General features: G+C 57.8%; 34 protein-coding genes. 16 read left to right on the forward strand and 18 right to left on the reverse strand.

What is annotated here, in order from left to right; translation table 11 throughout:
- Position 1: 1 nt before the first annotated feature.
- Positions 2 to 1,069 carry an acyltransferase family protein gene (locus tag Q7L55_11540; GenBank protein MDO8733179.1) on the reverse strand — a complete coding sequence of 356 codons (1,068 nt, stop codon included), beginning with the start codon at positions 1,067 to 1,069 and terminating at the stop codon, positions 2 to 4.
- Positions 1,070 to 1,109: 40 nt separating this feature from the next.
- On the opposite strand from Q7L55_11540, the gene add reads away from it, so the two are divergent.
- The 7 genes from add to Q7L55_11575 all read left to right on the forward strand — a co-directional run bounded on the left by add (position 1,110) and on the right by Q7L55_11575 (position 7,005).
- Complete coding sequence (add, locus tag Q7L55_11545; protein MDO8733180.1) at positions 1,110 to 2,141, forward strand: adenosine deaminase; 1,032 nt, start codon at positions 1,110 to 1,112, stop codon at positions 2,139 to 2,141.
- A complete protein-coding gene (locus Q7L55_11550; GenBank protein MDO8733181.1) occupies positions 2,138 to 3,370 on the forward strand; it encodes an MFS transporter in 1,233 nt (410 codons plus the stop codon). The genes add and Q7L55_11550 overlap by 4 nt, the downstream gene beginning before the upstream one ends.
- Positions 3,371 to 3,482: 112 nt before the next feature.
- Positions 3,483 to 4,733 carry an MFS transporter gene (locus tag Q7L55_11555; GenBank protein ID MDO8733182.1) on the forward strand — a complete coding sequence of 417 codons (1,251 nt, stop codon included), beginning with the start codon at positions 3,483 to 3,485 and terminating at the stop codon, positions 4,731 to 4,733.
- 55 nt (positions 4,734 to 4,788) lie between these two features.
- Entirely contained in the window at positions 4,789 to 5,532 is a 744-nt protein-coding gene (locus tag Q7L55_11560; GenBank protein ID MDO8733183.1) for a dienelactone hydrolase family protein, read from the forward strand.
- 1 nt (position 5,533) lies between these two features.
- Positions 5,534 to 5,800 carry a DUF6295 family protein gene (locus Q7L55_11565; GenBank protein MDO8733184.1) on the forward strand — a complete coding sequence of 89 codons (267 nt, stop codon included), beginning with the start codon at positions 5,534 to 5,536 and terminating at the stop codon, positions 5,798 to 5,800.
- Positions 5,801 to 6,007: 207 nt separating this feature from the next.
- Positions 6,008 to 6,184, forward strand: coding sequence for a DUF1059 domain-containing protein (locus tag Q7L55_11570; protein MDO8733185.1), 177 nt, complete (start codon positions 6,008 to 6,010; stop codon positions 6,182 to 6,184).
- A 92-nt stretch (positions 6,185 to 6,276) separates the two neighbouring features.
- Positions 6,277 to 7,005, forward strand: coding sequence for an SIMPL domain-containing protein (locus Q7L55_11575; GenBank protein MDO8733186.1), 729 nt, complete (start codon positions 6,277 to 6,279; stop codon positions 7,003 to 7,005).
- 4 nt (positions 7,006 to 7,009) lie between these two features.
- Here the strand turns inward: Q7L55_11575 and Q7L55_11580 are convergent, their stop codons facing one another.
- The 5 genes from Q7L55_11580 to Q7L55_11600 are packed head-to-tail and all read right to left on the reverse strand — an operon-like array spanning position 7,010 to position 10,504.
- A complete protein-coding gene (locus tag Q7L55_11580) occupies positions 7,010 to 7,804 on the reverse strand; it encodes a phosphate ABC transporter ATP-binding protein (GenBank protein MDO8733187.1) in 795 nt (264 codons plus the stop codon).
- Positions 7,805 to 7,811: 7 nt separating this feature from the next.
- Positions 7,812 to 8,579: an ABC transporter permease gene (locus Q7L55_11585; GenBank protein MDO8733188.1), complete on the reverse strand. Its 768-nt coding sequence runs from the start codon at positions 8,577 to 8,579 to the stop codon at positions 7,812 to 7,814.
- 47 nt (positions 8,580 to 8,626) lie between these two features.
- A complete protein-coding gene (locus tag Q7L55_11590) occupies positions 8,627 to 9,631 on the reverse strand; it encodes a GGDEF domain-containing protein (protein ID MDO8733189.1) in 1,005 nt (334 codons plus the stop codon).
- A gap of 37 nt (positions 9,632 to 9,668) precedes the next feature.
- Positions 9,669 to 10,157 (reverse strand): SRPBCC domain-containing protein, encoded by a 489-nt coding sequence (locus tag Q7L55_11595; protein MDO8733190.1) that lies wholly within the window; start codon positions 10,155 to 10,157, stop codon positions 9,669 to 9,671.
- Positions 10,154 to 10,504, reverse strand: coding sequence for a helix-turn-helix domain-containing protein (locus Q7L55_11600; protein MDO8733191.1), 351 nt, complete (start codon positions 10,502 to 10,504; stop codon positions 10,154 to 10,156). Before Q7L55_11600 ends, Q7L55_11595 begins: the two co-directional genes overlap by 4 nt.
- Positions 10,505 to 10,569: 65 nt before the next feature.
- Between Q7L55_11600 and Q7L55_11605 the strand changes: the two genes are divergently transcribed.
- Both Q7L55_11605 and Q7L55_11610 read left to right on the forward strand, forming a co-directional pair.
- Entirely contained in the window at positions 10,570 to 10,977 is a 408-nt protein-coding gene (locus tag Q7L55_11605; protein MDO8733192.1) for a hypothetical protein, read from the forward strand.
- On the forward strand, positions 10,949 to 11,803 hold the full coding sequence (locus Q7L55_11610; GenBank protein ID MDO8733193.1) for an NAD(P)-dependent oxidoreductase: 855 nt from the start codon (positions 10,949 to 10,951) through the stop codon (positions 11,801 to 11,803). Before Q7L55_11605 ends, Q7L55_11610 begins: the two co-directional genes overlap by 29 nt.
- Before the next feature lie 66 nt (positions 11,804 to 11,869).
- On the opposite strand, the gene Q7L55_11615 is transcribed toward Q7L55_11610, so the two are convergent.
- From Q7L55_11615 to Q7L55_11625, 3 genes are all read right to left on the reverse strand, one after another.
- Positions 11,870 to 13,171, reverse strand: a complete 1,302-nt coding sequence (locus tag Q7L55_11615; GenBank protein ID MDO8733194.1) for an ABC transporter substrate-binding protein — start codon at positions 13,169 to 13,171, stop codon at positions 11,870 to 11,872.
- 230 nt (positions 13,172 to 13,401) lie between these two features.
- On the reverse strand, positions 13,402 to 14,706 hold the full coding sequence (locus tag Q7L55_11620; GenBank protein MDO8733195.1) for an ABC transporter substrate-binding protein: 1,305 nt from the start codon (positions 14,704 to 14,706) through the stop codon (positions 13,402 to 13,404).
- A 396-nt stretch (positions 14,707 to 15,102) separates the two neighbouring features.
- Positions 15,103 to 15,900: a tyrosine-protein phosphatase gene (locus Q7L55_11625; protein MDO8733196.1), complete on the reverse strand. Its 798-nt coding sequence runs from the start codon at positions 15,898 to 15,900 to the stop codon at positions 15,103 to 15,105.
- Between the two features lie 108 nt (positions 15,901 to 16,008).
- Here Q7L55_11625 and Q7L55_11630 point away from each other — a divergent pair, with 108 nt between their 5' ends.
- Positions 16,009 to 16,356 carry a hypothetical protein gene (locus tag Q7L55_11630; protein ID MDO8733197.1) on the forward strand — a complete coding sequence of 116 codons (348 nt, stop codon included), beginning with the start codon at positions 16,009 to 16,011 and terminating at the stop codon, positions 16,354 to 16,356.
- Between the two features lie 282 nt (positions 16,357 to 16,638).
- Here Q7L55_11630 and Q7L55_11635 read toward each other — a convergent pair whose 3' ends face one another.
- Together Q7L55_11635 and Q7L55_11640 are read right to left on the reverse strand one after the other, a co-directional pair.
- Complete coding sequence (locus tag Q7L55_11635; GenBank protein MDO8733198.1) at positions 16,639 to 17,439, reverse strand: thioesterase family protein; 801 nt, start codon at positions 17,437 to 17,439, stop codon at positions 16,639 to 16,641.
- A gap of 42 nt (positions 17,440 to 17,481) precedes the next feature.
- Positions 17,482 to 17,604, reverse strand: a complete 123-nt coding sequence (locus Q7L55_11640) for a hypothetical protein (protein MDO8733199.1) — start codon at positions 17,602 to 17,604, stop codon at positions 17,482 to 17,484.
- A gap of 71 nt (positions 17,605 to 17,675) precedes the next feature.
- Here Q7L55_11640 and Q7L55_11645 point away from each other — a divergent pair, with 71 nt between their 5' ends.
- Both Q7L55_11645 and Q7L55_11650 read left to right on the forward strand, forming a co-directional pair.
- Positions 17,676 to 17,816 (forward strand): hypothetical protein, encoded by a 141-nt coding sequence (locus Q7L55_11645; GenBank protein MDO8733200.1) that lies wholly within the window; start codon positions 17,676 to 17,678, stop codon positions 17,814 to 17,816.
- Positions 17,813 to 18,193, forward strand: a complete 381-nt coding sequence (locus tag Q7L55_11650; protein ID MDO8733201.1) for a DUF309 domain-containing protein — start codon at positions 17,813 to 17,815, stop codon at positions 18,191 to 18,193. The genes Q7L55_11645 and Q7L55_11650 overlap by 4 nt, the downstream gene beginning before the upstream one ends.
- On the opposite strand, the gene Q7L55_11655 is transcribed toward Q7L55_11650, so the two are convergent.
- A complete protein-coding gene (locus tag Q7L55_11655) occupies positions 18,182 to 18,535 on the reverse strand; it encodes a DUF4333 domain-containing protein (GenBank protein ID MDO8733202.1) in 354 nt (117 codons plus the stop codon). The genes Q7L55_11650 and Q7L55_11655 overlap by 12 nt on opposite strands.
- A 103-nt stretch (positions 18,536 to 18,638) precedes the next feature.
- Between Q7L55_11655 and Q7L55_11660 the strand changes: the two genes are divergently transcribed.
- The gene (locus tag Q7L55_11660) at positions 18,639 to 19,877 is read left to right on the forward strand and encodes an arginine deiminase (protein MDO8733203.1); all 1,239 of its coding nucleotides are present in this window, start codon (positions 18,639 to 18,641) and stop codon (positions 19,875 to 19,877) included.
- A gap of 29 nt (positions 19,878 to 19,906) precedes the next feature.
- Here Q7L55_11660 and Q7L55_11665 read toward each other — a convergent pair whose 3' ends face one another.
- Positions 19,907 to 20,473, reverse strand: coding sequence for a YceI family protein (locus Q7L55_11665; GenBank protein ID MDO8733204.1), 567 nt, complete (start codon positions 20,471 to 20,473; stop codon positions 19,907 to 19,909).
- 159 nt (positions 20,474 to 20,632) lie between these two features.
- Here Q7L55_11665 and Q7L55_11670 point away from each other — a divergent pair, with 159 nt between their 5' ends.
- Positions 20,633 to 21,082: a MarR family winged helix-turn-helix transcriptional regulator gene (locus tag Q7L55_11670; protein MDO8733205.1), complete on the forward strand. Its 450-nt coding sequence runs from the start codon at positions 20,633 to 20,635 to the stop codon at positions 21,080 to 21,082.
- Positions 21,083 to 21,136: 54 nt separating this feature from the next.
- On the opposite strand, the gene Q7L55_11675 is transcribed toward Q7L55_11670, so the two are convergent.
- From Q7L55_11675 to Q7L55_11690, 4 genes are all read right to left on the reverse strand, one after another.
- Complete coding sequence (locus tag Q7L55_11675) at positions 21,137 to 21,487, reverse strand: helix-turn-helix transcriptional regulator (protein MDO8733206.1); 351 nt, start codon at positions 21,485 to 21,487, stop codon at positions 21,137 to 21,139.
- The gene (locus Q7L55_11680; protein MDO8733207.1) at positions 21,484 to 21,816 is read right to left on the reverse strand and encodes an SRPBCC domain-containing protein; all 333 of its coding nucleotides are present in this window, start codon (positions 21,814 to 21,816) and stop codon (positions 21,484 to 21,486) included. Before Q7L55_11680 ends, Q7L55_11675 begins: the two co-directional genes overlap by 4 nt.
- A gap of 80 nt (positions 21,817 to 21,896) precedes the next feature.
- Positions 21,897 to 22,598, reverse strand: a complete 702-nt coding sequence (locus Q7L55_11685) for a hypothetical protein (protein ID MDO8733208.1) — start codon at positions 22,596 to 22,598, stop codon at positions 21,897 to 21,899.
- Complete coding sequence (locus Q7L55_11690; GenBank protein ID MDO8733209.1) at positions 22,579 to 23,145, reverse strand: DUF4232 domain-containing protein; 567 nt, start codon at positions 23,143 to 23,145, stop codon at positions 22,579 to 22,581. Before Q7L55_11690 ends, Q7L55_11685 begins: the two co-directional genes overlap by 20 nt.
- Positions 23,146 to 23,264: 119 nt before the next feature.
- Between Q7L55_11690 and Q7L55_11695 the strand changes: the two genes are divergently transcribed.
- Both Q7L55_11695 and Q7L55_11700 read left to right on the forward strand, forming a co-directional pair.
- On the forward strand, positions 23,265 to 24,122 hold the full coding sequence (locus Q7L55_11695) for a D-hexose-6-phosphate mutarotase (protein ID MDO8733210.1): 858 nt from the start codon (positions 23,265 to 23,267) through the stop codon (positions 24,120 to 24,122).
- A gap of 62 nt (positions 24,123 to 24,184) precedes the next feature.
- On the forward strand, positions 24,185 to 24,703 hold the full coding sequence (locus tag Q7L55_11700) for a nuclear transport factor 2 family protein (protein ID MDO8733211.1): 519 nt from the start codon (positions 24,185 to 24,187) through the stop codon (positions 24,701 to 24,703).
- A gap of 67 nt (positions 24,704 to 24,770) precedes the next feature.
- Here Q7L55_11700 and Q7L55_11705 read toward each other — a convergent pair whose 3' ends face one another.
- A complete protein-coding gene (locus Q7L55_11705) occupies positions 24,771 to 25,007 on the reverse strand; it encodes a hypothetical protein (protein ID MDO8733212.1) in 237 nt (78 codons plus the stop codon).
- Between the last annotated feature and the right edge of the window lie 27 nt (positions 25,008 to 25,034).

A 25,034-nucleotide genomic window follows, 5' to 3' on the forward strand; every position in this document is an offset into this window, starting at 1 on the left:
ACTAGGAGTTCACGGTCGTGCTCTCTCGGCTCTTCTCGCGAGTGACCCAGTCAGGAATCTCAAAGAGGTAGCGGCTGCGATTGTTCAGCGTAATGCGGTGCAGCCACAGGGCGAAGACCACAACGAACGCCGTGAACGCGATGGGGAATACCACCGCAAATACCCAGCCATTGAACAGTGCAATGTCATCGTCCTTGAATACCTGCTGCAGCATCAGCATGAACGGAAATTGCAGTACGAAGATCGGCAGTGTCTGTGTGCCGATACGGGATCCAAAGTTGCGTGGGCCGGCGAAGTTGATGAGCTTGGACGACAGCATGACCCCCAGCAAGATGAACAGCAACGATGCCGGCAGGAATGACTGCTCCCAGAACCAAGAGACTTTGAAACGTACGACTCCGGCAATGGTGAGGATCACACTCAGCGTCGCAATGCGTGGCCACGTTGCGAATCTGGTGATCTGCGTCAGCAGTTCCTTGAAATGCAAGCCGATCAGGAAGAACATCAGATTCATCAGAATCTTTACCATCATCGAGCCAGTCTCAAGACTGTTGAAGTGCTCCCGAGTGATCTCGAGCAGGGGTGACTTGAGCAAGTTCAGCGCCACTCCGATGCTCAGCAGAATCCAGATCGGCCAGCGCCGCGTCACTCGCGCCAGGAAGAAATACACGATCAGCGCATAGAGATACCAGTAGCCATTTCCGGCGACAAGCAGATTGCGAACCACCCAGCGCAATTCCTCCAGGAATGGCAACGGCGCATATATATAGAGAACGGCGAAGAAGATCGAGCACCACAGCACATAGAGATACGTCATCCCCCATGTGCGTCGGCGGACTTTGCCCCAAGGCTTGGTGATCGCGGCGGTGGCGAGCATTCCGGAGATCATGAAGAACAGCGCCATGCGCATGGGCTCGAGCACGGTGAGGATCAGTGACCAAGCCGTCTGCGCGGACTGACCGTGCGTCACCGGCTCCATCAAGATAACGGCATGTGAGCCCACAACCACGAGGATCGCCGAGCCCTTGACGAGGTCCATCCATTCGATTCGAGGACGAGTCTCAGCCATACATCCGATCATGCCTCATGTCCCCGATAGGGTCCCAAGAGTGAGTGCCCCCCTCGAGATCTCCTCGTATATCTCTGGGTTGCCGAAGGCTGAATTGCACGTTCACCTACAGGGCGCGGCCTCAGTCGCGACCGTTCTTGAACTCGCCCAGCGCCACCCCGAGGCTGGAATTCCAACGACGGAACAGGCACTTCGCAATTTCTACGCCTTCACCGATTTCGCCCACTTCATCGATGTGTACATCGCAGTCAACGCATTGGTACGTACGGCTGATGACGTTCAGGCTCTTGTGTTCGGGTTAGGACGTGACCTTCAACAAGTGCAAGTGCGATACGCCGAAGTGACAGTCACTCCAGATAGCCACTTACTCGTGGGAATCGCCCCTGACGCGCTCGCGCAGGCTCTAACCGACGGACGGCAGCAAGTGCTCGAGCACTTCGGCGTTGAACTCGCGTGGATCTTCGACATTCCCGGTGAGCTCGGGCTCGAATCAGGGCTTCGCACCATTGAATGGGCTGAAAAGCATTTGCCGGCGGCAAGCGTTGGCTTCGGTCTCGGCGGCCCCGAGATTGGTGTTCCCCGCTCGGCCTTTTCTGATGTCTTCCGCCGAGCCAGAGCGATCGGACTCGCGAGCGTGCCGCACGCAGGGGAAACCACCGGCCCAGAGAGCATTCGCGAAAGCCTCGATTCACTGGATGCAGTGCGCATCGGACACGGAATCGCGGCCGCCAAGGACCCACAACTCATGGTCGAACTTGTCGACCGTGATGTCGTGCTTGAGGTGTGCCCCACTTCAAATGTCTGCACAAAAGCTGTCGCGAGTCTGCACGAGCACCCATTCCCGCAATTGCGGGAAGCAGGGGTGCGTCTCACCTTGAATACCGATGATCCAGGCATGTTCGACACTGATTTAAACAAGGAGTACCGCATCGCTCACGAAATCTTTGGTCTGAACGCCCAAGACCTCACCGAACTCGCTCGCGAATCAGCTCGTGCTTCCTTCGCCAGTTCGACTACCAAGACTCAACTGCTCAGCGAGATCGATGACCATGCAAAGCAGATGACGGCGTGAGCCTGGTAGACGAACAAGAATCGGGAGCTAGATCGCGCGGAGCGTGGGGCATCGTTGCTGCCGCCTTCGTGATGCTCACCCTCAATACCGGATTTGGCTTCTACTCCCTTGGTGCATTCAGTCGCGCGTATATCGACAACACCGACATCTCTCTGACTGCGGCATCGGCCGGCGCCACGATCTTCTTGCTGAGCAACGGCATCGGTGGCATCCCCGTGGCAAGAATCTTGCCGCGGTTCGGGCTGCGCAAGGTGATTACAGTGAGCGCGATCATTTCGGCCGGGTGTATGGCGCTGCTTGGATCAGTTCAACACGCCTGGCAGTTGTGGGCCTTGTACCTGGTCTATGGCCTTGTCTCTGCTGGCTTTTCGATGATTCCCGCTTCGACGATGGTGCTCGAACGATTCGGAGACAACAAACTCGCACGACCACTCGCCGTCGCTGCCGCTGGTCTCAGCGTCGGTGGTGCCGTCTTCGCACCAATAGTGAGCTCGGCTGTTCAGGGTCAGGGCCTCACCGCAACAGGCATTGCCATGGGAGCTGTCCTGCTCGTCGTGCTCATCCCAGTTGCCACGGTGGCCAAATCTTCCAAGGCCAAGGAGTTGGCTGCGGCATCAACAGGAACAACTGCAGCTGCCAATGCGGTCGTCATGCCCGCACTGATCACCGGAGCTCAAGTAACGCGCGTATTTGCAACAGTGTGCCTGGCCTTTGCTCTGCTGATCATGTCGCAGGTGGCGGCGATCACTCACATGCTCACCCTGGGTGTTGAACGTGGCATCACCAATACCGCGCTTGCTGTCTCACTCATAGCTGCGACCTCGGTCTTAGGCAGAATCCTTGGCATACTTGTGCTTCCGCATGTGTCGCTGAAGATACTCAGTCTTTCAATGGCGGTCTTCCAAGTCTCCTCTCTCACGATCATTGCTTTTGCTCACAGCCTTCCCATACTCATCATCGGCGCCGTACTCATGGGTGTGACGGTCGGCAACAACCAGGTGTTCATTCCGCTGTGGATCCTCAATCTGTTCGGTGCGCAACGCTATGCCCGTCTGTTTGCACGGGCGAATCTGTTCACGTCACTTGGTGTCGCGGCCGCACCCCTGTACATCGGTCTTACCCACCAGTTCTCCAGCGGTTATTTGATTCCGTTCATGCTCGTCGCCATCGGTTCGGCGGTGGCAGGCCTCTTGATTCTGACCCTGCCCTCTCCTCGAAAAACTGGTTGACCCGTTCGATCGGCAGGACTTCATAAGGCGATATCAAGGATGCCCCGCGTCGACGTGAGAGTTCGGCTACGTTGCCCAAGACCCTCCTCTCGACTTAGGGATGCGGAACCTCATGGACGACCAAGGCTCGCCGGGCTGGCAACGCAATAACGCTGCCGCAATGCTGGTGAGCTTCCTTCTGACATCGACATTTTCATTCACGTATCCCTTCCTTCCCTTGTACATCCAGCAAATTGATGGCTCATCGGGAGAGCAGGCAGCTATGTGGGCGGGAATCTCGGTGGGAGCGCAGGGCTTGGGTGCGTTCATCTCCGGGCCGATATGGGGAATTGCTGGAGACCGATACGGACGCAAGCCAATGCTTGTTCGGGCCTGCTTGGGCGGCGCAACCGGGCTGCTCTTGATGGGACTGGCCACCAGTACGTGGCAGATCGTTGCAATTCGATTGTTCATCGGGCTCATGGCTGGCTCAGCTGCCGCTGCTATGGCACTCATCGCCGCTGGCACACCCGGCAATCTCATTCCCAAGGCCATCGGACGGCTGCAGGGCGTGAGTCTCGCTGGCCTGGCGCTCGGTCCAGTCATAGCGATTGGTTTCGTGGCTTCGCTCGGCTATCGCTCCACCTTCATCGTTGCTGGAGTGCTGATGTACTCAGGCTCCATCGTCGCGATGATCATGATTCGCGAGCCCAAGAGGGCCCTTGCCCCAGCACATTCAGCCAAGAAGCAGGGATTCGGATCGGTCCTGCGCGCTCCGATCACCTGGGCCGCGCTCGGACTCGTACTGTGTTTGAGTTTTGCAGGACCCATGATTCAACCGATCCTGGCCCCGTATGTCGTGACGATGCTTCCCCCGGGAAGTGACACCACAGTGATCATCGGGCTGATGTTCTTCGGCATCGCCGCTGCGGGCGCATTCGCTGCCATCTCTGCCGGACGCATCATTCAGCGCATCGGAATACAACTGGCCCTTCTGGGAGCCACGATCGGCGTCGCACTGTTCCTCTTCCCAATGGGCATCGTGCATTCAGTCGCCGCATTGGCTCTACTGGTGGTGGTGATGTCGCTATTCCAGGGAGTGCTGCAGACCAGTTCAGCCACGCTTCTGCCTACCTTGGTTTCAGCTACTGCGCTGAGTTCTATCTTCGGCCTGTATCAAAGTGTGCAAGCTCTATCTGGACAGGTGGGCCCGGCACTGGGCGGGATCATTGCTGCACATATCGGCTTTCGCGCAGTCTTCCCACTCGCGGCCATGGCACTGCTCGTGCTGGGATTGCCAATGTTCTGGAACTTCAAACGAGTAGCCGCCAAGACTGCGCCCATCGCGGATGCTGTCGAGGTTGATGTCCATCCGCTTGGCTAGGTTCGCTATCCGAAGAATTTCTTTCAACCCTCTGTTGCTGCGATAAATTCCAAGCATGTCTGAATCACTTACTGCCTCATTCATCATGTTCACCGGAGCCAATGGCGACCAGGTGCAGGGATATCTCGTCGTGCCGGAGGGCAGCGCTCCCCGCGGCTCAGTCATCGTGGTGCACCACATGCCAGGATTCGATCGCGGATCCAAGGAGATCGCTCGCAGATTCGCAACCATGGGATACAACGCCCTGTGCCCAAATCTGTATTGGCGCGAAGCGCCAGATGCGGCACCCGACGATGCAGCTGCTGTCGCCCGTGCAAACGGTGGCGTGCCTGATGACCGCTTGGTTGGTGATGCCACAGGCGCCGCCGCGTACCTGCGCGCACTCCCCACATCCAACGGCAAGGTGGGCGTGATCGGCTACTGCTCTGGGGGACGCCAATCAGTGCTCGTCGGCTGCACTGTGGATGTCGACGCAGTCGTTGATTGCTACGGAGCCTTTGTCACCGGCACTCCGAGTGAACGCTTCCCGCTGAAAGTGACAAACCTCGTTGAACAGTTGCCAGCGCTGCGCGCGCCCCTGCTCGGATTGTTCGGAGCAGACGATTGGTACCCAAGCCCCGAACAAGTCGCCGAACTCGAGCAAATTCTTGTGCACGAAGGAAAGACCCACACACTCGTGAGTTATGGAGACACCGGACACGGCTTCTTCACTACAGACCGCAGCGCCTACCGATTCGAGTCGGCCAATGATGGTTGGGCTCGCATCACTGACTTCTACGCCACCTACCTGAGAGCCTGAGATGTGCACCTACGTCACCGTTCACGCGCCAATTGAAGCCAGCGCAAAAGGCCCAGGTGGGCACTGGTTTGCCGCAGTCGATGCCGTCGTCTATTTCGACCATCCCGTACATGCGTCAGCTGATCACACCCTGAACATCGATCTACCAAATCCACGATCGACAACAGGCGAGCGCGTCGCAATTGAGATGACGGCAGCAAGCGCCCGCGAACTGATGAACGCCATCGCCAACGTGCTTGAAACCGTGCCCGCGGAACTGACCGTCTAATAGAGGAACTGCAATAGAATTGGCCCGGCGAGCCTGGCTGCCCTAGATGCCGACGGCAATCCGGTCATGCTCGATCAGCACGTCTGAGAAATCTTCCCAAGAACTCTCGGGCGAGTTGTCCTTTTCGGCTCATCTCGCTCGTCCTTCTTGTGTAAGCGGCCCGGTGGAATCCCGCCCGGCACGAACCGATGGACGAAGGAGATTGTCATGGCCTACCAACTCACATGTGCTGACACCGGCGCTGCATGCCCGGGAAGCTTCACCACAGAGAACAAGGACGAGCTCATCGAGCACGTCATGCTCCACGCTGAGCGCGCTCATCCAGAACTCGCTGGCAACCCAGACATGGGCGCGATGGTGCAAACCCTCATCAAAACTGTCTAATTCAGGCGTCCGGCCTCGGTCAACGGGAAATCTCCTCCGCTCGGGGCCGGACACTGCTTTGTTTGCCGGCGGCCTTGACCCACTATTGATGCATGAATCGACGCGCTCTCCTTGGCCTAGCAGCCATTGCCGCATCCGCCGCCATCCTTGTGAGTGGCTGCTCCTCAAACTCAGCCGAACCCAGTGGCGCACTACGCACGGTGAATGTTTCGGCCACCGGATCAACCGAGGTCACCCCTGACGCCGCCAAGGCCTCGCTCACCGTCTCCTCAGTGAATGCAAACTCTGCATCTGCCGCACAAAGTGCCACGGCCGCAGCCACCGTGAAGGTGCTGGATGCCCTCAAGAATGCCGGCGTCGACAGCGCAGACATCGCCACGCAAAGCATCAGCGTCAGTCCGGTCTATCGCTACTCATCCACCGGCTCGCAGACTCTCAACGGCTACCAGGCAACGCAGAGCCTGACCGTCACCCTGCGCGATCTCGCCCAAGCCGGCGCAAGCCTCGATGCCATCGTCACTGCTGGTGGCAATTCGGTGAGCATCGATTCAGTCAGCACCTATGTCAGCGACCCGGCCGCCGCCTCGCAGAAGGCACGCGCGCAAGCTGTTGAGATTGCTCGCGCACAAGCCGAGCAATACGCCGAACTTCTCGGATTCAGCCTCGGCTCAGTTGCATCGGTGACGGAGACTTCATCGAATGCTCCACCTCCCATCGCCATGGCCAATGCCGCCCCCGATGAGAAAGTGACGACGCCAATCGAGCCCGGCACAACGAAGGTCAGCGTCACCCTTGACGTGTCCTGGCTGATTGAGGGCTAACGAGTTAGCTGCTGGCGAGATAGACCTTCGTGCGTTCATCCTGAGGGTCAGCGAACACCTGGTCTGCTGACCCGTATTCGACCAAATGGCCATGCCGTTCCTCTTGGCCGCAATGCTCGGCCTCGAAGAAGGCCACATCATTTGAAACACGCAGCGCCTGCTGAAGGTTGTGCGTGACGAGCACGATGGTGTGGTCAATAGCGAGTTGCGCCATCAATTCTTCAATGGCATGAGTCGCAACTGGGTCCAGAGAGGCGCTGGGCTCATCCATGAGGAGCGCTTCAGAATTCACTGCCAGACACCGGGCAATCGTGAGGCGCTGTTGCTGGCCAACGGACAGTTCCATCGCTGGTTTTGACAGTTGCGACTTGACCTCCTGCCACAGTCCGGCCCGCTCCAGACAACGCCGTACAAGCTCATCGAGTTCCCCTGTCCTGTCGTGCAGGCGAGGGCCGTATGCGATGTTGTCGTAGATTGATTTGGGGAAGACATTAGGTTTTTGAAACACCATGCCGATACGTCGGCGAATGCCGATGAGGTCAACTGTCGCACCGTAGAGATCTTGGCCGCGATATTCGATGAGTCCTTCAGTTCGGATCTCTGGGACTAGATCATTCATGCGATTCAGTGCACGCAGCAGTGTCGTCTTGCCCGCCCCGCTTGGGCCAATAAATGTAGTGATGCGATGTTCTGCGATAGCCATGCTTACTTCGCCAACGGCGAGTTCCGACCCGTAGTAGACGCTGACTTTATCGAGTCGAAAGCCAGAATCATTGGGTGGCTGTATGCCAGCGCTCATGGCCATCTCAATGCGTGGCCGTGACGGCACGGGCGGCCTTGTGCACATCCGGTATCTGCAATGGACTGATCATCCGGGTGGTCATCACACTCGTGATGCTCTGCGCGAGAAGCAGGCCAATCAGCACTAGCAACTGGATCTGTGCAGCAAGCAGTGGTGTGGCACCGCCGAGCAACAACCCAACAAAGGCGCCTGGCAGAGTCACCAAACCAGCGCTCTTTGTCTGATCAAGTGAAGTGAACAGGGATTGCTCCGCAGCATGCTTTGAGAATTCCCTGCCTGCCTGACGGACACTCGCGCCCAAGGACACGTAGCCTTCAAACTCAGCAAAGTGCGTTCGCACCTCTTGGCGAAGCCGCACACCAGACAATGACGCTGCGCTCATCGCGCCACCGATCATCTGAGCAGTGAATGGCAAGAGTGCCTGGGGGCTGAAGTCGATCGCGCCCGTGATTGCAACGATCGAAGTGGTTGCGGCAACTCCGGCGAAGATGGCAAGCAACAGCCATAGCCAATCGCGCCGATCACCACCAATACGTCGATTCGAGGTGTACGAAGCTGCGAGCAGCATCAATCCGAGATAGAGAAACGCGCCTTCGGAGTGATTGAAGATCCACGCAATCACGAGCGCAACGACGGTCAGTTGAACAAGAGCCCGCAAGGATGCAACCACCAACTCGCGCCGGTACGTAAGACCGCCGACGGTCATCACGGCTAGCGCTGCGATGAGCAGCAGCGCAAGCGCGATTGCGGTACGCGCGACTTGCTCACTCATGGATGCATTCTGTCGCGATCACTGACGAGTGTTGCCAGCGACGAGAATCATGGCCTCGGTGGCGAGCTGCGTTCGCGTTCTGCTTTGTCGGCATACATCGCCGCATCAGCGCGTGAGGAAGCGGAACTGAATTCCTCCTCAAGAAGCCACTCGGTAATGCCGTATGACCAGTCGATCGTCATAGCCTCTCGCAAGCGTTGTGCCACAGCGTAGGCATCGGCGATGGAAGTTCCTGGAAGGATGACCACGAACTCGTCACCGCCAACACGAAATGCGATGTCCTGCGGCCGAAGCTCCGCGCTGAGGGCAGCGCCGAATGCAGCCAGGGTTCTATCGCCAGCGAGGTGACCATCGCGGTCGTTGATGGTCTTGAAATGATCCAGATCCAATGCAATGAGCGCGCGCGGCGCGAGCTCACCAACAACTTGGGCCCGACGCTCAATGAGCGCGCCAAGTCCTTGACGATTGAGCAAACCAGTGAGCGGATCTGTTACCAGCTGGACTTTCATGTTCCACACCAGGGCACCGAAGGCAATCACGAGTCCAATCGAAAGCCCGGTGATTGCTAGCCAAGAAACAGCAAGCTCGGGAAGTCGATCAGTGCGCCAGAAGGAGAACAGCAGGCCGAAATCCGCCAGGACCATGTAGATGACCGCAACTCGTCGCGGAATCCACCAACCCACGTAGACCGCGAGCACGATGAGGTTCATTGCGGAGGTCACCGCGCTTTGTGGAGTGCCGGCCGTCGTGGTGAGTCGGATGAGAAGCAGCATGTAGATCACCAGTTGCACATGGATGAACAGCATCGGCGTGCGGCTGCGCATGATGATCAAAGCAACGCCAACGCTGAAGCCATAGATCATGGCGAAGACCCGCAGGCCGAGAGCTTCATTCGGTGGCGTAGGGAAGATGAGCGAGAAAGCGACCACTACCGCCGATGCGCCGAACCACATCGCCATAGTCCAGACCGGACCGGGCATATCCAATACGCGACGATCCGCGGCCTCGTAGATCTCTGGTGCTACTCCTCGACGAGCTGCCGCAAGACCCATATGGTCACGCTAGCGGCAGTTGTCGATAGTTCTGTGCTCAATCGAGCAGGATGGCGTCCATCTGACCCATGGCCTGGCGCACACCCTCATCCATTCCCATAGCAACGAGCTGTTCCATTGCTTCAACCGATGCGAAGGTCGAACGAATGGACACGCTGGTGCCGCCGACATCACGTTCGGTCAGATCTACGCGCATGAGTGTCACAGGCATATCAGCAATGGCTGCACCAGTCTCATCCGCGAATGCGTCCTCAACAACCAAGAGTCGCGGTGGCGCAACTTCAACTACTCGCCACAATCCACGAGGCTGATCGCCTTCGGGGCCAGTCATGAAGTAGGTGACAAGTCCACCCTCCGTCAGATCGTGCTTGAGAAAGGTTGCGGGATAGGTCGGCGGTCCCCACCAACGCTCAAGTAGACGCGGGTCGGCCCACAGTTGCCACACTCGATCGAGTGGGGCATCGAATTCAGCAGTGACCGTCATTGAACAGGTCGATGGATCCTTGAGAACTTTGGTGACAGTCACTTCTTGCCTCCTGTTATTGATTCGGCCAGCAATTCGTCCATCCGTTTGAATCGGTCTCGCCAGATTTGCTCATAGCTATCAAGTAGGCCTTGCGCGCTCTTCACCGCGTCGGGGTTTCCCACGATTCGCTGCTCACGTCCTTGCCTGATCTTGGCGATCAGACCAGCACCTTCCAGGACAATCACATGCTTTTGAACTGCAGTCATGCTCATGGAGTAGCTCTGTGCAAGTTGGGAGATTGAACAGTCCTCGCGCATCACGCGGCGGACGATGTCCCGGCGGGTGGCATCGGCTAGCGCATGAAAGAGCCGATCCACTTCACGATCGCTCAACATATCTACAACCATTTGGTTGTATTTAACTGACGAAATTCCAGCCTGTCAAGGCCAGGACACAGGAGTAGCCTCAATAAATGGCTTCCAATGATGTTGCCCTGCTCGAAGACAGCCTGTCCAAAACGGGAGCGATCATCTCTGGCGTCACAGCAGAGCAACTGCAGTTGCAAACACCCTGCTCGGAATTCTCCGCTGAGGACATCATCAATCACTTGGTGGGCTGGTCGAACGGTTTCGCCGGACGATTGACTTCCAATCCGTCAGAAGTTGACCCCAATGCCTACAAAGCCGGTGCGGACCCAACTGCCGAATTCGACAGCGCTGCCGCGACCATCGTTGGGCTTGCTGTCGGCAAGTCAATGCTCAAGCCTGAATACCGCGGACCAGACAAGTTCTTTGCCGAGGAATTCCCAGTCTCAACAACTGACACATCAGTCGAACACTTGGTTGCCTTCCTTGGTCGCGACCCGCACTGGAAGGCATGAGGGAGCGGCAGTGCGCATCGGATTCGTTGGAACGGGTCAAATGGGCATTGAAATCGTCCACCGCCTATCACTGGCAGGGTTTGATCCCTATGTCGTTGATCGCAGTGGAAAGCTGACCAAGGAACTCACTTCGTCAGGGATTCGCAGCAGCAGTTCGACCATGCAGATCGCTCGCGAATCTGATGTTGTGTATATCTGCGTTCTCACAGATCGGCAGGTCAACGAGGTCGCATTCAGTGAAGTCGGACTCATCGCGGAGATGCCAGCTGGCGGCGTGATCATCGTGCACACCACCTGCGATCCGTTGACCCTGGAAGCGATGGCTCGTGAGGCTGCGATGAAAGGGATACGCGTCGTTGATGCCGCCTTGAGCGGTGGTCCCATAGACATCAAGGCCGGCCGGCTCACCTTGTTCATCGGAGCAACGCATGACGACCTGGAATTCGTCCGCCCGCTCTTCGATACCTACGCCGAGGTGATCGTGCACGCTGGTCAAGTTGGTTACGGCCAGCGCGTGAAGCTCATCAACAACGCTCTTTTCACTGCACACATCGGCCTGGCCGCCGACGCTCTGCGACTGGGCAAGGAAATCGGTGTATCCGAAGCTGTGCTCCTTGCTGCCCTTCCCCATGCCAGTGGCAACAGTCGCGCAGTGCAAATGATTGCTGCCAGCGGATCTCTCGAGCAATCCGCAGCCGCAGCCGGTAGGTTTGTTGCAAAGGACGTTCGGGTGGTTCAAGAAGTAGCGGCACGCCTTGGTGCCGATCTCGGCGTGCTCGGGCAGGTGATTGAATCCCCATTCATTCAAGACGTGATCATGAAGTAGCTGCAAGACAAAGAACTGTGGCGGGTGTCCAAGGACACCCGCCACAGTTCTTGATTCTGTTGAGGACTAGCCGCCGTAGACAACCTTGCCAGTGGTGGTGTCGATGTACTTCGACCCACATGTTGGCTTGGCGTCAGCAACCAGATCAGTCCCCTTGGCAGTGAGGTACCAGCCACAGTTGGCCGGGTTACCGTTTGGCATGAGTCCCGGGCCCTTGAAGCTGACCTTCTCAGGAACCAGGCCTGCACCGTCGTAGTTGGTGACGTTGCGCAGGTTGGAGATGAACGACTCACGGGTTGGGCACTTGCCCGCAACCTTGAGTCCCTTGATGAGCAGGTCTGCTCCGAGGTAGCCCATAGGTGCACCAGAGGAGTAGGGGTTCAGTCCGGCAGCCTTCATACCTGATGCGAAGGTCTTCACCGAGCGGAAATTCACGCCCACTGGCACGGAGCCGTAGGTCGTACCCAACACACCTTCGAGTGCGCCGTTTGCGGTCTTCAACACTGCCGGGTCAGAAAGACCCACAATGCTCACACCCTTGAGGGTGACTCCCTGCTGCTTGAGTGCTTGCATGATCGAGATGCCACCGTCGATGAAGCCGACGATGATCGCGCCATCGGCACCGGAGGTCTTGATGCGCAATGCGGTGGAGGTGGCGTCGTGGGTGCCCTGGGGCTCGTCAGCGATGCGCAGAACCTGAGTCAAACCACCTACGAAGGGGATAAGACCAGCGGTTGCGTTACCGGAAGCTGATGCACCGGTGCTGACGTGGTTGATGTTCGCAACCTTGGTCACACCGAGTTGCTTCAACTTCTCGAGCACTCCGGTGCTGGCGATGGCTGGGTTGGACGAGGTCGTGGCACCCGTGGAGCCGAAGGCGTTCCGGTCGGTTCCAAATGCCGGGTTGGAGAAGCCAGTGACAGGGATGCCTTGATCCTTCAGCGTTGCGTACATTGAGGTGATGTTCGTCTGCGCCGTCAGGCCGAACACGTTGTCGGACTGGATTGCCTTCTGCGCAGCTGTGATCTGGCTGCTGCCGTTGGACTGATCGTCATAGACATTGATAGTCAGCTTGCGACCGTTGACGCCACCCTTGGCATTCTCCTGGTCGATGCGCAACCGCGCACCTTCCGAAGAGCCGATGTAGTTCGCTGCAGCAGCACCAGTCTTGGGACCAATCCAGCCGAGCGTGACCGAGGTGGGCGTGACACCCGGAGTTGCCGGGCAAGATGCGTTGTTCTTCACGAGGCCTGGCGGTGTCGTTGGAGCAGCACCGGCGCTTGTTGCGATCAGTGTGAGCAGAAGCGAAGCGCTTGCCCCTGCTGCGAGTGCGACCGACGTACGTCGGGCACGATTATTGGCGTGCATTGAGACCTCCCTAGTTCGTCCTGCGAAATTCGCGCGGACGGATGCGATACGTCCATGACAACATCCCGTCGCACTGGTGGATAGCAGGCAATGCGATTCGTTATTGCATCGTTACTAGTTTATTTTCGGCAAATCGGCTATTCAGGTCAGACACGACATTTCGCCGCTGCGGTGCGTGAAAGTGGCGGGTGTCCAAGGACACCCGCCACAGTCACTCGATCGATTGCTGACTAGCCGCCGTAGACGACCTTGCCTGTCGAGGTGTCGATGATCTTGGCACCACAGGTTGCCTTGGAATCGGGCGTGAGGTCGGTGCCCTTGGCAATCATGTACCAGGTGCAGAGCGCCGGGTTGCCGTTAGCTACCAAGCCAGGACCCTTCATCGAGACCGTCTCTGCGAGCAGTCCATGGCCGTTGTACTTGGTCAAGTTGCGCAGGTTGGTGATGAAGGATTCACGGGTCGGGCACTTGCCGGCCAGCTTGAGTCCGGTGATGAACAGGTCAGCACCGAGGAAGCCCTGCGGAGCAGCCGAGGAATAGGGGTTCAGCCCGGCTGCCTTCATTCCGTTTGCGTAGGTGCGAACGGCGGGATTGTTAGGCACGCCTACTGGCACAGTGCCGTAGTTCGTACCGAGCACTCCGTCAAGCGCACCATTGGTGTTCTTCAGCACCGCTGGGTCGGACAGACCCACCAGGCTGACACCCTTCAGGGTGACTCCCTGCTGCTTGAGTGCCTGCATGATCGAGATGCCACCGTCGATGAAGCCGACAATGATCGCGCCATCAGCACCGGACTGCTTGATGCGCAGTGCGGTCGAGGTCGCGTCATGCGCTCCCTGTGGCTCATCAGCGATACGCAGCACCTGGGTCAGGCCCGGCACATATTGCATGAGCGCTGCAGTGGCGTTGCCCGAAGCCGAGGCGCCGGTGCTGACGTGGTTGATGTTGGCAATCTTGGTGACGCCCTGCTGCTTCAGCTTCTCCAGCACGCCGGTGCTGGCGAGGGCTGGGTTGGAGGAGAGGGTCGCGCCATTGTTGCCGAAAGCATTGCGATCGGTGCCGAAGGCCGGGTTGGAGAAACCAGTGACCGGGATGTTGTTGTCCTTCAACGTCGGGTACATCGAGGTGATGTTGGTCTGGGCGGTCATGCCGAAGACGTTGTCCGACTGAATGGCCTTCTGCACGGCCGTGATCTGGCCACTGCCATTGGACTGATCGTCATAGACCTTGAAGATGATCTTGCGACCGTTGACGCCACCCTTGGCATTCTCCTGATCGATGCGCAACTGAGCACCTTCAGAGGAGAAGAGGTAGTTCGCCGCAGCAGCTCCGGTCTTGGGACCGACCCAGCCGAAGGTCACCGAGGTAGGCGAGACACCCGGAGTAGCCGGACAGGACGCGTTGTTCTTCACCAGGCCTGGCGGCGTCGTTGGAGCCGCCCCTGCGCTTGTTGCGATCATGGCGAGCAGTAGCGACGCACTGGCGCCAGCAGCAACTGCTGCTGAACGGCGTCGGACACGAATCTGAGCGTGCATGCAATCCTCCTAGGTTCGTCAATCGCAGACGCGAAGACGGGTCGAATACCGTTATGAGAGCACCAACGGCTGTCTTGTAGATAGAGCCAAGTTCGATTCGTTATTCGTTCGTTACCTTGTGCTCGTTATTCAGTACGTAAGCGACATTTGGGTGCACATACGTTGCAAGTGCGCACTCGCGGAGTCTCACAGAGAACTCTTTCCACAAGAATCTACACCGAATACTTGTTGCTGCACAATACCTTTTGGCGACTAGAGGTTACCCCCCCCGCAACACCAGTTACGCACCCTAATTAGACGTAGAGCAATTCCTCCGATTGATATAAGTGGAGTTGCGCTCGCCAATTAATGAATTGACCGGCGGTTCGATCGTGCCTAGGCGCATGAGTCCTTGTTTCAGATTTCGGAAACGATGCGACCCTCAAGTGCCGCAAGTTCTGCCTGCGAGAATCCCAATGCATTCGTCATGTAGCCCTCGATATTGCCGTAACGCGCACGCATGAATGCGAAAGCTTCGGCGAGGTAATCAGGATTCGCGTTGACCAAAGCCTTGAAGGCTTCAAGGTCACCACCGGACACGCGCACACTTTCAATGCGAGGACCATACCTGCTAACGAGAAACACATTGCTCTTCGCATACTCCTGGATTGCGGTGGCCTCATCGACTCCTGCGAAGTTCTGAAGGAAGGCAGCAGCCCAGCCGGTTCGGTCCTTTCCTGCCGCGCAATACACAGCCACGGCGCCATCGGTCTCCATGACGGATCGAGCGAACGCCGAGTAGGCAGCCTGTGCTGTGGGTAGCTGAATGAAGTTGCGATAGGTCTCCAACATCATGTCCTTGCCACCTGGAGTCTCACTGACAGGCTGATCGATATCCTTTCCCGTCGCGGCAGCACCTGCCGCAGCAGCACCATTCGGACTCGCGCTGCCCACCACATCCGCGACGAGCACTGCAATGCCACCAGGCACTGTCACTGGAAGATCGATCCGCTCCTTCTCCATGCGAAGGTCAACAACGCGTGTAAGACCTAGCACGAGCAACTCCGCCTGAGCTTCAGCGGAAAGGCCAGTGAGCGCCTGCGTGCGAAACACAACCCCGCGGCGAAACTCACGGCCAGCTCCGGCTCCCACTCCTCCCAAGTCACGGAAGTTCGGCACCTCTGCAAGCAAGGCGGGAAACAGCTGATCGTCCAAGGGGTCCCTCTCGCATTGTTGGTTCACTAGGAGTCGGTTGGCTCTTGGGATCGTAGGGGCAGCTCTTCTCTCGGAGGTGAGCAGAATGCCAGGGGTTAGTGTGCAAAGGTGAATCGCGCAGCTGTGCTTGGCCTCCTGGTGTTGCTTGGATGTCTAGGGCTGGCTGGTTGCGGCGGTCCGGATGGTCATGCTTCGGCGAAAGATGCCTGTATCGAGATGCACGCCGTCAACCTCATGCTCAACAAGGGGACTCCGGATATTCGAAGCGCTGTGCAGGAAGCCCAGTTCAATGCAACGCAAGCCCTTGTTGCCGATGAGAAGAACTTCCAGCATCTGGCCGTATTGGTGAATGGCTTTCCCAAGCAGGTTGATGCGAGCAATGAGAACGGCGCTCTGTCCAATATGAAGCAGATCATTGCCGAGTGTCGCCTCCTTGGTTTCCAGTCGACGTTGTGAGTTCCTAGACCGCCGTTCGCTTAACGCATTGCGTTGCTCTGCCGATGCAGGCCAGAGCCACAGCGCCGACCTCTGGCACCATGCCCACCCGACTGCGACACCCACTCCGACGACGAACCCGCCGTCAGTGGCGACCGTGCTCGGGTGACGGCTCCCTCATGGGGCGGCGCCATCGCGGCTGGCGCAACCGTGCGGCATTTCGGATTCTGCGTGACAGGAGCCGGCCTGCCTCACGACGCAACAGCGAGTTAGGCCATCACTCTTCCGCTGGATCATGTTGATTCAGCCGCGGGGAGCGGCATACACAATTTGGCTCTGCGTGATGACACCGAGCGGGCCGTTCACGTCGAACAACTGCGTTGCTGCCAAGCCAATGCCCGCTTGACTCACCGAGCCCTGGGTCGCGATGCAGAACCATGGACCAACCGGAGCTCCGGCCAAGGTGACGTTCACGTCCACATTGATCAATGCCACACCGGCACCAGGCTCCACGGCCTGCGATAACGGCGAACCAAAATCGGCAACACCCATCAACTGGCACAGATCCGGCGTCGGCTCACCCTCAACCAACGGCACGGTCAAGCGCATCCAGGCAGTTCCCGGCCCAGGTATTCCCCAGTCGCCTGTCGTGAATCGGGCTTCGATCGCATCGCGGTGAAAGACGCAGGGCTGAGTCGCCCATTGGTCCCGTTCCGAAGATTCCAATACTGAGTTTGGCAGTTCAGGCGCAATCGAACGAACCATGTCGACCAATGGAACGGGGCCTTGGCCGCGCAGGAGTAAAGCTCGCGCAGATGCCACGACAGAACTCGAGGTTCGCAATTCAATGCTGAGATGGGCCACTCTTCGCGATACCTGCCGACGCGAGGCGTGCACCTGCATTGGTTCCAAAGGAACGGGCTTCTCAAGATCTACGCCAATACGTGCTACCTGCTCGTCCTCTTCGAGAGCCTCATGAATTGCCAGAGCCATCAGCGCCGAAGGAGGTCCGCCATGCATGGCATCGGGCCGCCAGGGTCCGGTGGTGAAAGGGCTGGGCTTGAACCAGTCACCATCTCGACTGAATAGGGCGTTGACACTCATGAATCGCGACGGTAGCAGCCCTGAATCGCACACTCTCGGTACCTATCCCTTGGAAAGGCCCACGGCAAGTAGGCCAAGAACAGAGCTGAGGAGCATGCCAACCACGAGAGCAAACAGCACGAGAAGCAACAACAGAGCGAACCAAGCCTCGATTCGCTTGTCCATTCTCGCCCCGCGAAACTCCGCTTACTCAACCATGATTTTCCCTCGAGTCGTCGAAGTTCGATACTAGGACGGTGCCCCTCAGCAGCAGCCGAATCAGCGACAAGCTCCGCGAAGAACTGCGGGCTCTCGATGAGGCCGTGTCCATCGCCATTGCCGGTGTTCAGGCGCCAAATCTGGAATCGACTCATGTGATCCCTGACCACCGCTCATGAGTGAGCAGCCGCGCGATAAGTACGGGCGCCCATTGCGCGGGTCGATCCAATCGGCTGTGCCTGGCATTCCAGAGCGAACTGAGATTTCCAGCGAAGAGGCGTGGTCACAAGCCATGGACTACGTCAACGCTGACTTGCCGTTTCATGCACACGAGAGTTTCGAGCAAAGGTGGCGCTGCTGCCCCGATGAAGAGCGCGCGGTGTGGCAAGCACTCGCTCAGTGGGCTGCGGCACTGACGCAACTCGCACGTGGCAATCGCAAAGGAGCAACCGCGAATGCTCAGAAATCGCTGGCGAAACTCGATGATGCCGCATCCGTTCCCACCTCAGTAGACATGGGAAGGGTGCGCGCTTCCTTGGCCGAACTACTCAGTTGATGCCGGGACAGGCTGGCTGGCAACCTCGATCGAGAACTGCGCCTTGCTGCCATCGACACTGGTGACCTTCACGGCGACGTCGTAATCCTTGCCCGAAGTCTCATCCTGAAGCAGGCACGTGGTGGTGGCTCCGACCTTCGCATCGAGATCCTCGGGACAGGTGATGGTCGGCACTTTGTCCACATCCACCTTCATTTCACCGGCAAGCGCTGATGTGACCTGCGATGACAATTCATCAGACGTGATCGATTGACCGCCAATATCGACGCTTGCTGAGCAACCAGCGAGCAACACGGAAGCGAATGCGGCGGCGACAACGATGGGCGCGAAGTGACGTTTCATGAGTTGAACCTAGCGGTGCTCAACAGTCCTTGCCCCCATAAGCACATTCGTGTTTTTCGAATCAACTCTGCGAAACTCTGAGCACCGACACTCTGGAGGTTCGATGAGCACTGAATTCGGCGTTCATTCCGAAGTCGGTCAACTCCGCATGGTTCTGGTCTGCGCACCCGGTAGGGCGCATGAACGGCTCACCCCGAGCAATTGCGATCACTTGCTGTTTGAGCATGTCATGTGGGTGGAGAACGCCAAGCGCGATCACTTCGACTTCATCACCAAGATGCGAGATCGCGGAGTCGAGGTCGTGGAGATGCACAAGCTGCTTGCCGAAACGGTCGCAATTCCGCAAGCTCGAGCCTGGATTCTGGATCACCAAATTGTCGCGAACACCGTGGGCAATGGGCTCGTGGATGAAGTTCGCTCATACCTCGACGAACTCCAGGACCGCGAGCTCGCTGAAACCCTCATCGGCGGACTTTCGACCGAGGAGTTCCCGGAAACGCGTGGCGGCGACATGCTGCGACTTGTCCGCGATGCGGCAGGCGTCAACGAATATCTCTTGCCACCACTGCCGAACACCCTTTACACGCGCGATACGACGAGTTGGATTTATGGCGGCGTGACTCTCAATCCGCTGTTCTGGCCGGCACGCCATGAAGAGACGATCCTCACGACTGCCATCTACCGCTTCCATCCCGAGTTTGCCGGGAAGGTGCACGAGTGGTGGGGCGATCCGACTCAGAACTGGGGCATGGCCACAGTCGAAGGCGGCGACGTCATGCCCATCGGCAATCGCACTGCGCTGATCGGCATGAGCGAGCGCACCTCACGACAGGGCGTCAGTCAGGTCGCGGCCAGGCTCTTCGAAGCAGGTGCCGCCGACCGCGTGCTCGTCGCGGCAATGCCAAAATTGCGCGCAGCAATGCACTTGGACACTGTCTTCACTTTCGCGGATCGCGACCTGGTGTTGCTGTATCCCGACATCGTCGACAGCATTCAAGCCTTCTCGTACTACCCATCAGACAAGCCCGGCGGGGTCGAGTTGCGCCGCGATGAAGGCAACTTTGTAGATGTAGTCGCCGGCGCACTGAACCTGCCAAAACTTCGCGTGGTCGAAACAGGTGGCAATGCCTACCAACGCGAGCGCACTCAATGGGATTCAGGCGCAAACTTGATTGCGCTATCGCCCGGCGTAGTCATGGCCTACGACCGCAACGTGTACACAAATACCTTGCTGCGCAAGGCAGGAGTCGAGGTCATCACCATCGTTGGCGCCGAACTAGGGCGAGGTCGCGGAGGTGGCCATTGCATGACCTGCCCGATCATTCGCGATCCAGCCAACTGATTTGCTTCAGGCGAATGTGCTCCGCAGTACTAGCTTGCGGGGACGAGGTCAGCTTCAACCTCAAGCACAATCTGCACCTTCTCGCCTAGTGCAAGGCCGCCACCTGGGATCGGGCCGTTGTAGTTGACTCCGAAGTCGGTGCGGGTGATCTCGGCTGTGGCCGAGAAGCCGGCCTTGAACTTCTCCGGTGAGATCTGCGCGAACTCTGGGGTCTCAGTCTTCAGCGAGACTGCCTTCGTGACTCCGCGAATGGTGAGGTCACCGTCGATGAAGAATTCTTCTCCGGCCTGACGGATGCCAGTGGAGGTGAAGGTGAGGGTGGGGTGATTCTCGGCGTCAAAGAAATCAGCTGAACGGATGTGGTCATCACGCATGGTGTTGCCGGTGTTGATCGACTTGGCATCGATGCTGACGCTCACTGTTGATTCCAGCGGGTTGTCGGCGGCAACAATTTCGCCTGAGAAGGTGTCAAAATTGCCGCGAACCTTGCTGACCATCATGTGCTTGATGACAAAGCCAACATGAGTATGGACAGGGTCAATCATCCAAGTGCCGGCAATGTACTCGGGAATCTGAACGTCGCTTGCTGTCGTCATGAGGAACTCCTGGGTCGGTGATGGCGGCTGGAGAATCTCAAGCCGGGCCAATTACTTTAGATTCATAAAGTATAACATTCAACTATCCATCCTTCAACCATCCGAGGTGAGAATGTTTTGCGACCTTTCCATGGGCCGCCATCCGGCTAGCCTCACGTGATGGACGACGTCGCCGAGGTCTGCACGGGGACTCCTGAAGATCTGACCTGGCTTTTCCACCGTGGCGCTCAGCGCCTGAGAGCTTCCCTCGACGCCGTTTGCCGAACTCAAGGCCTCTCCGACGCTCGTGACTGGATCGTGCTGACAGCGCTTGTTGAGCATCCCGGGCGAACTCAATTGGCCTTGAGCCACGACCTCGGTGTCGACAAGACGACCTTGACCGCCCTCATTGACCGCCTGGAGGCCAAGCAGTTGGTCATCCGCATGCAGGTCCCTGATGACCGCCGAGCCCGCATGCCGCAAATCACCTCTGCCGGTACCAATGTGCAAGTCGAAGTGGCCAAGGGTCGCGATGCAGCCGAGGCCGAACTTCTCTCGAATTTCACGCAAGGCGAGCGCGAACTCTTACGCGAACTGATCTCTCGGATTGCCGATGGATCGTGCACGTAAGACGGCCCCAGTTCGAGCTGTGATTAGTCGATCCATTCTCACCACAGAGGACTGCTACTTCTTTTGAGCGTGTTGGATCGTTTCTGCGATCCGCTTGATGCGCTGCAGTCGTGCATCCCAAGCTGATCCGACCGAAGTCAACTGAGCCACTGCGCGCGCGAGTTGAGCCTCGTCTACCTGATATCTCTTCTCTCGCCCCACTGAGATTGCATGAACCAAACCCACTCGATCCAAGACGACGAGGTGTTTGGCAACGGCTTGGCGAGTCACCGGCAACTTCTGACCCAATGAGGTGGCAGTACCGCCGCCACCTGCGAGCAAGAGATCGAGCATGCGGCGCCGAGTTGGATCGCCGATGGCCGACCACAACTCGTCATCGATCTTGTCGGAGAGTGTTGTGCTCACGACTGAGACTGCATGCTCAAGACGTATGGAGCAAGACGCGGAATGTAGAGGTTCCAACCATTGACGTGCTCGTTGTAGGTCTCCTCGAGGACTGCGACCTCCCAACCCATCTCCCGAAAACCAGTCTCGGCGAATTTCACCAAAGTGCCACTTCCCGAGGGCGAGAGTTCGAAGGTGACCAAGAGCGAGTTGCCTTCAACGGCTGCCTCACCACTGGGCTGGGTCCAGCGAAAGGAAAAGAAGCGAGGGGCTTGCACATCAATGACCTCGAAGGCGATCTCTGGTGACGCCTCCACGTAGATCTCTCGATCGATACTTCCAAACTCCATGAATTCCTCCTGCAACTTTTGGTTGCGCGAGAGACGATCGGGAGAATCGAAGCGACGCAACCTTTAGTTGCGTATAGATTTCAGAGTCGTGTTTCAACTTTCCGCACCTCATCAGAAGCAGGCGACTCCCAGGGCCAGGGCTTGCCAGACAAATGTGCGGCATCCAAGTGACGCAAGTACCAAGCGATGAACACGCTGCTGCACGCGGCCAAAAAGCACCACAGAGATGACAGACCACGGCTGGCCCAAAATGCGAGTGCTCCAACCGCCAGCGCGTTGACGATTCCCCAATACTCAAGAATCCGTTGTCCCGACAAGAGCAGCGCCCCACACGCGGCGAGGATGTAGAGCACCGCGACAGAGGTTGCCGTGGAGTCGATATTGAACGAGATGTAGAAGTCACACGCAACGGCACTTCCGCGACCTTCGATCAGCGCTAGCAGAAAAGAGAGACCTGCATACGCACCCGTTGCGATCAGAAGTACGAACACGATTCTTCGCCAACCCCGCGGTTCCACAAGCAGCACGGCGGTCGGTGCGTACATCGGCAATAGGACGAATGCGACGAACAGATAGAACCCGGTCGCTGCGTTGAGAACAATTGGCGGGACACCGCCAAGCAGGCCGTGCCAGACGAATGCCGAGGTGAACGAATGCATAGCGAAGATTGCGGGAAGCAACGCGAGCCCGAGAAGTCGCGGACTCTTGCAATGCTTCACGGTTGGAACGATGAGAGTGGGCAAGAAAGCCTGCCCTACAAATTCAGCAGTTACCAGAGTCACAACCTGACGCAGGACCCTTGCCTGCAGCAAAGGCCGTTACCCCCAGCGGGTAGGGCTTGCCAGCGGGTGCGGTCGCCATCAGCCCTGATCGAATCATCGAGCTGTCAGCCACGCTGGTACCAGCCGAAGTAGCAAATGCAATGCGATTGATCGTGACAAGAGGGGGGTCATAGGCCGTTGCAGATCCGTTGGCGAACCACGCCTTGGCTTTGGGAGCCAATACGAATCTCTTGACCTTTGCACTTGGCATATTGAACAGATCACCATTCTTGGCGCTGATGGCGACTTTGCCCTTGGCAGTCCAAGCCCCGGTCAACACCGGGTAGCCCTTCAGCGCACATGATGCTTTGCCGATGTTGGTCACTGTGATCACCACGTACGGCTGAGACATTCCGGCTCCCGATCCAGTTGCTTTGCCTGAAAGGTCCGCCGAATTGCAGATGGCAACCGTGCTCGCATTGGCCGGAATCACCGAACTCACAGCAATTAGCGATGCAATCAGCAGTCGCACTGCGCTTGCTCTTTGAAGCAACGCTCGTGCATTCATTTGAATCCTCCCCTAGGACGCAAGATCAGCCGCGCAGGGGTTCAGTGTGTCAGTGCGAACTCAATTAGGAGCGCCACAATCCAGATGAATGCCAGTCAACATGCGGTACGTTCACCGACGTGGCCAATGAGTCCATCCCTTCAGCGATCGCATTGTCGAATACTGGAGGCACTGGCACCGTGTTCGCACACGGCGCACACCTCACGTCTTGGATTCCCACCGGCAACGAGCCCGTGATCTGGATGAGTTCGCTTGCGCGCTTCGAAACCGGTATTGCCATCAGAGGCGGGGTGCCGATCATTTTTCCGTGGTTCGGAGCAGGAAGATCGGGTGATCTCACTCCAGCTCACGGCTTTGCTCGCACTCAACCGTGGCGCCTCATCGATCAAGGGCAGGCCGGCAACGATGCCATCGCACAATTCTCCCTCAATGGTGCGCCGACTGATGACCCCAACTTCCCCTTCGCCTTCACTGCTCGATACGAGATTCGTCTAGGAGACACACTCCAACTCTCATTCACCGTCGAGAACACCGACAAGCGGGCGTTCTCCTACGAAGCTGCTCTGCATGCCTATTTCCATGTGAGCGATATTCGCAAGATCGCTCTCGAAGGGCTCGACGGATGCTCGTACCTCGACCAAGCAGACCCAAACGGACTGAACGTCAAGACCCAGGCTGGCGACGTGACGTTCACGAATGAAACTGATCGGATCTATACGGCATCGGGCCAGGTGCGCGTCATCGACCAAGCTATGGATCGAGTGCTGATCATCGACAAAGAAAACTCGGCCAGCACAGTGGTGTGGAATCCATGGGTCGAAAAAGCCAAGCGCATCAGAGACTTCGGCGACGAGGAGTGGCCCTCAATGCTCTGCGTAGAAGGCGGCAATCTGCGCGAAGAGGCAGTACAACTCCAGCCTGGGCACTCGCATGAGATGCGGTACTCGGTTCGAGTCTCAAGGCACGCGCACGTGTGAACGAGCGCTTGCGCATCGCCGGGCAATGATCAATTCACAGCACCACCCATCGAAGGGAAGCCATGAATCTGCCTAAGCCATCCGTTGCGGAGTTGTTCGAAGATCACATGCAAGCAGAAATGGACGGTGATCTCGAGCGAACGATGGCCACCATGGGCCCCAACCCACACCTCAATCACGTGCCCGTACGCGCAGGGGGGTCTGGGCAGCGGGGGGTGCGAGAGTTCTATGACGCCCACCTTGTGGGCAAGTTCTTCCCCCCCGATGTCGAGATCACCAACATCTCGCGCACCACGGACACCGTGCAAATGGTTGATGAACTACTCGTCCGATTCACGCACACCCAAGCGATCGACTGGATACTTCCGGGGGTTCCTGCGACAGGGCGAAGCGTGCAGATTCCGTTGGTGGTCATCGTGCGCGCAGACGCAGGTCTGGTGACTCATGAGCACATCTATTGGGATCAGGCAGCCGTGCTCGTGCAAATCGGACTCATTGATCCGGCAGGCCTGCCGGTTACCGGCGCCGATCAGGCGGCTCAGATCAATGAGCCAACCGGCGCCTACCGATCTGAGTACTGACGCTAGGTCGTGCGCTTAGTCGCTTCACTTCCATCATTCGGCAAGCGCATGCTGGACTGCGGGGTGCTCAGACTTCAGGCAACGCAGCAAAGTCCTTCTTGACCTGCTTGTACCAACCCATGCCCTTGATCGGGTTCTTCCAACGACCTTTCATGGACTTCAATGCTTCCTTGTGGGCTTCATCGCCAGTGTCAACGATGTCTTTCAGATGACGATCCTGAGCCTTGATGATGTCGTCAGCAGTGTCGCCGTGCAGGGCAAGCTCGCATGACCCGCCCAATTGCTCACACGTCATTGTCTTCATGATTCACCTCTCTCAACGATCGCAATA

It is taken from the genome of Actinomycetota bacterium (assembly GCA_030650795.1).
Taxonomy (GTDB): Bacteria; Actinomycetota; Actinomycetes; order S36-B12; family S36-B12; genus UBA11398.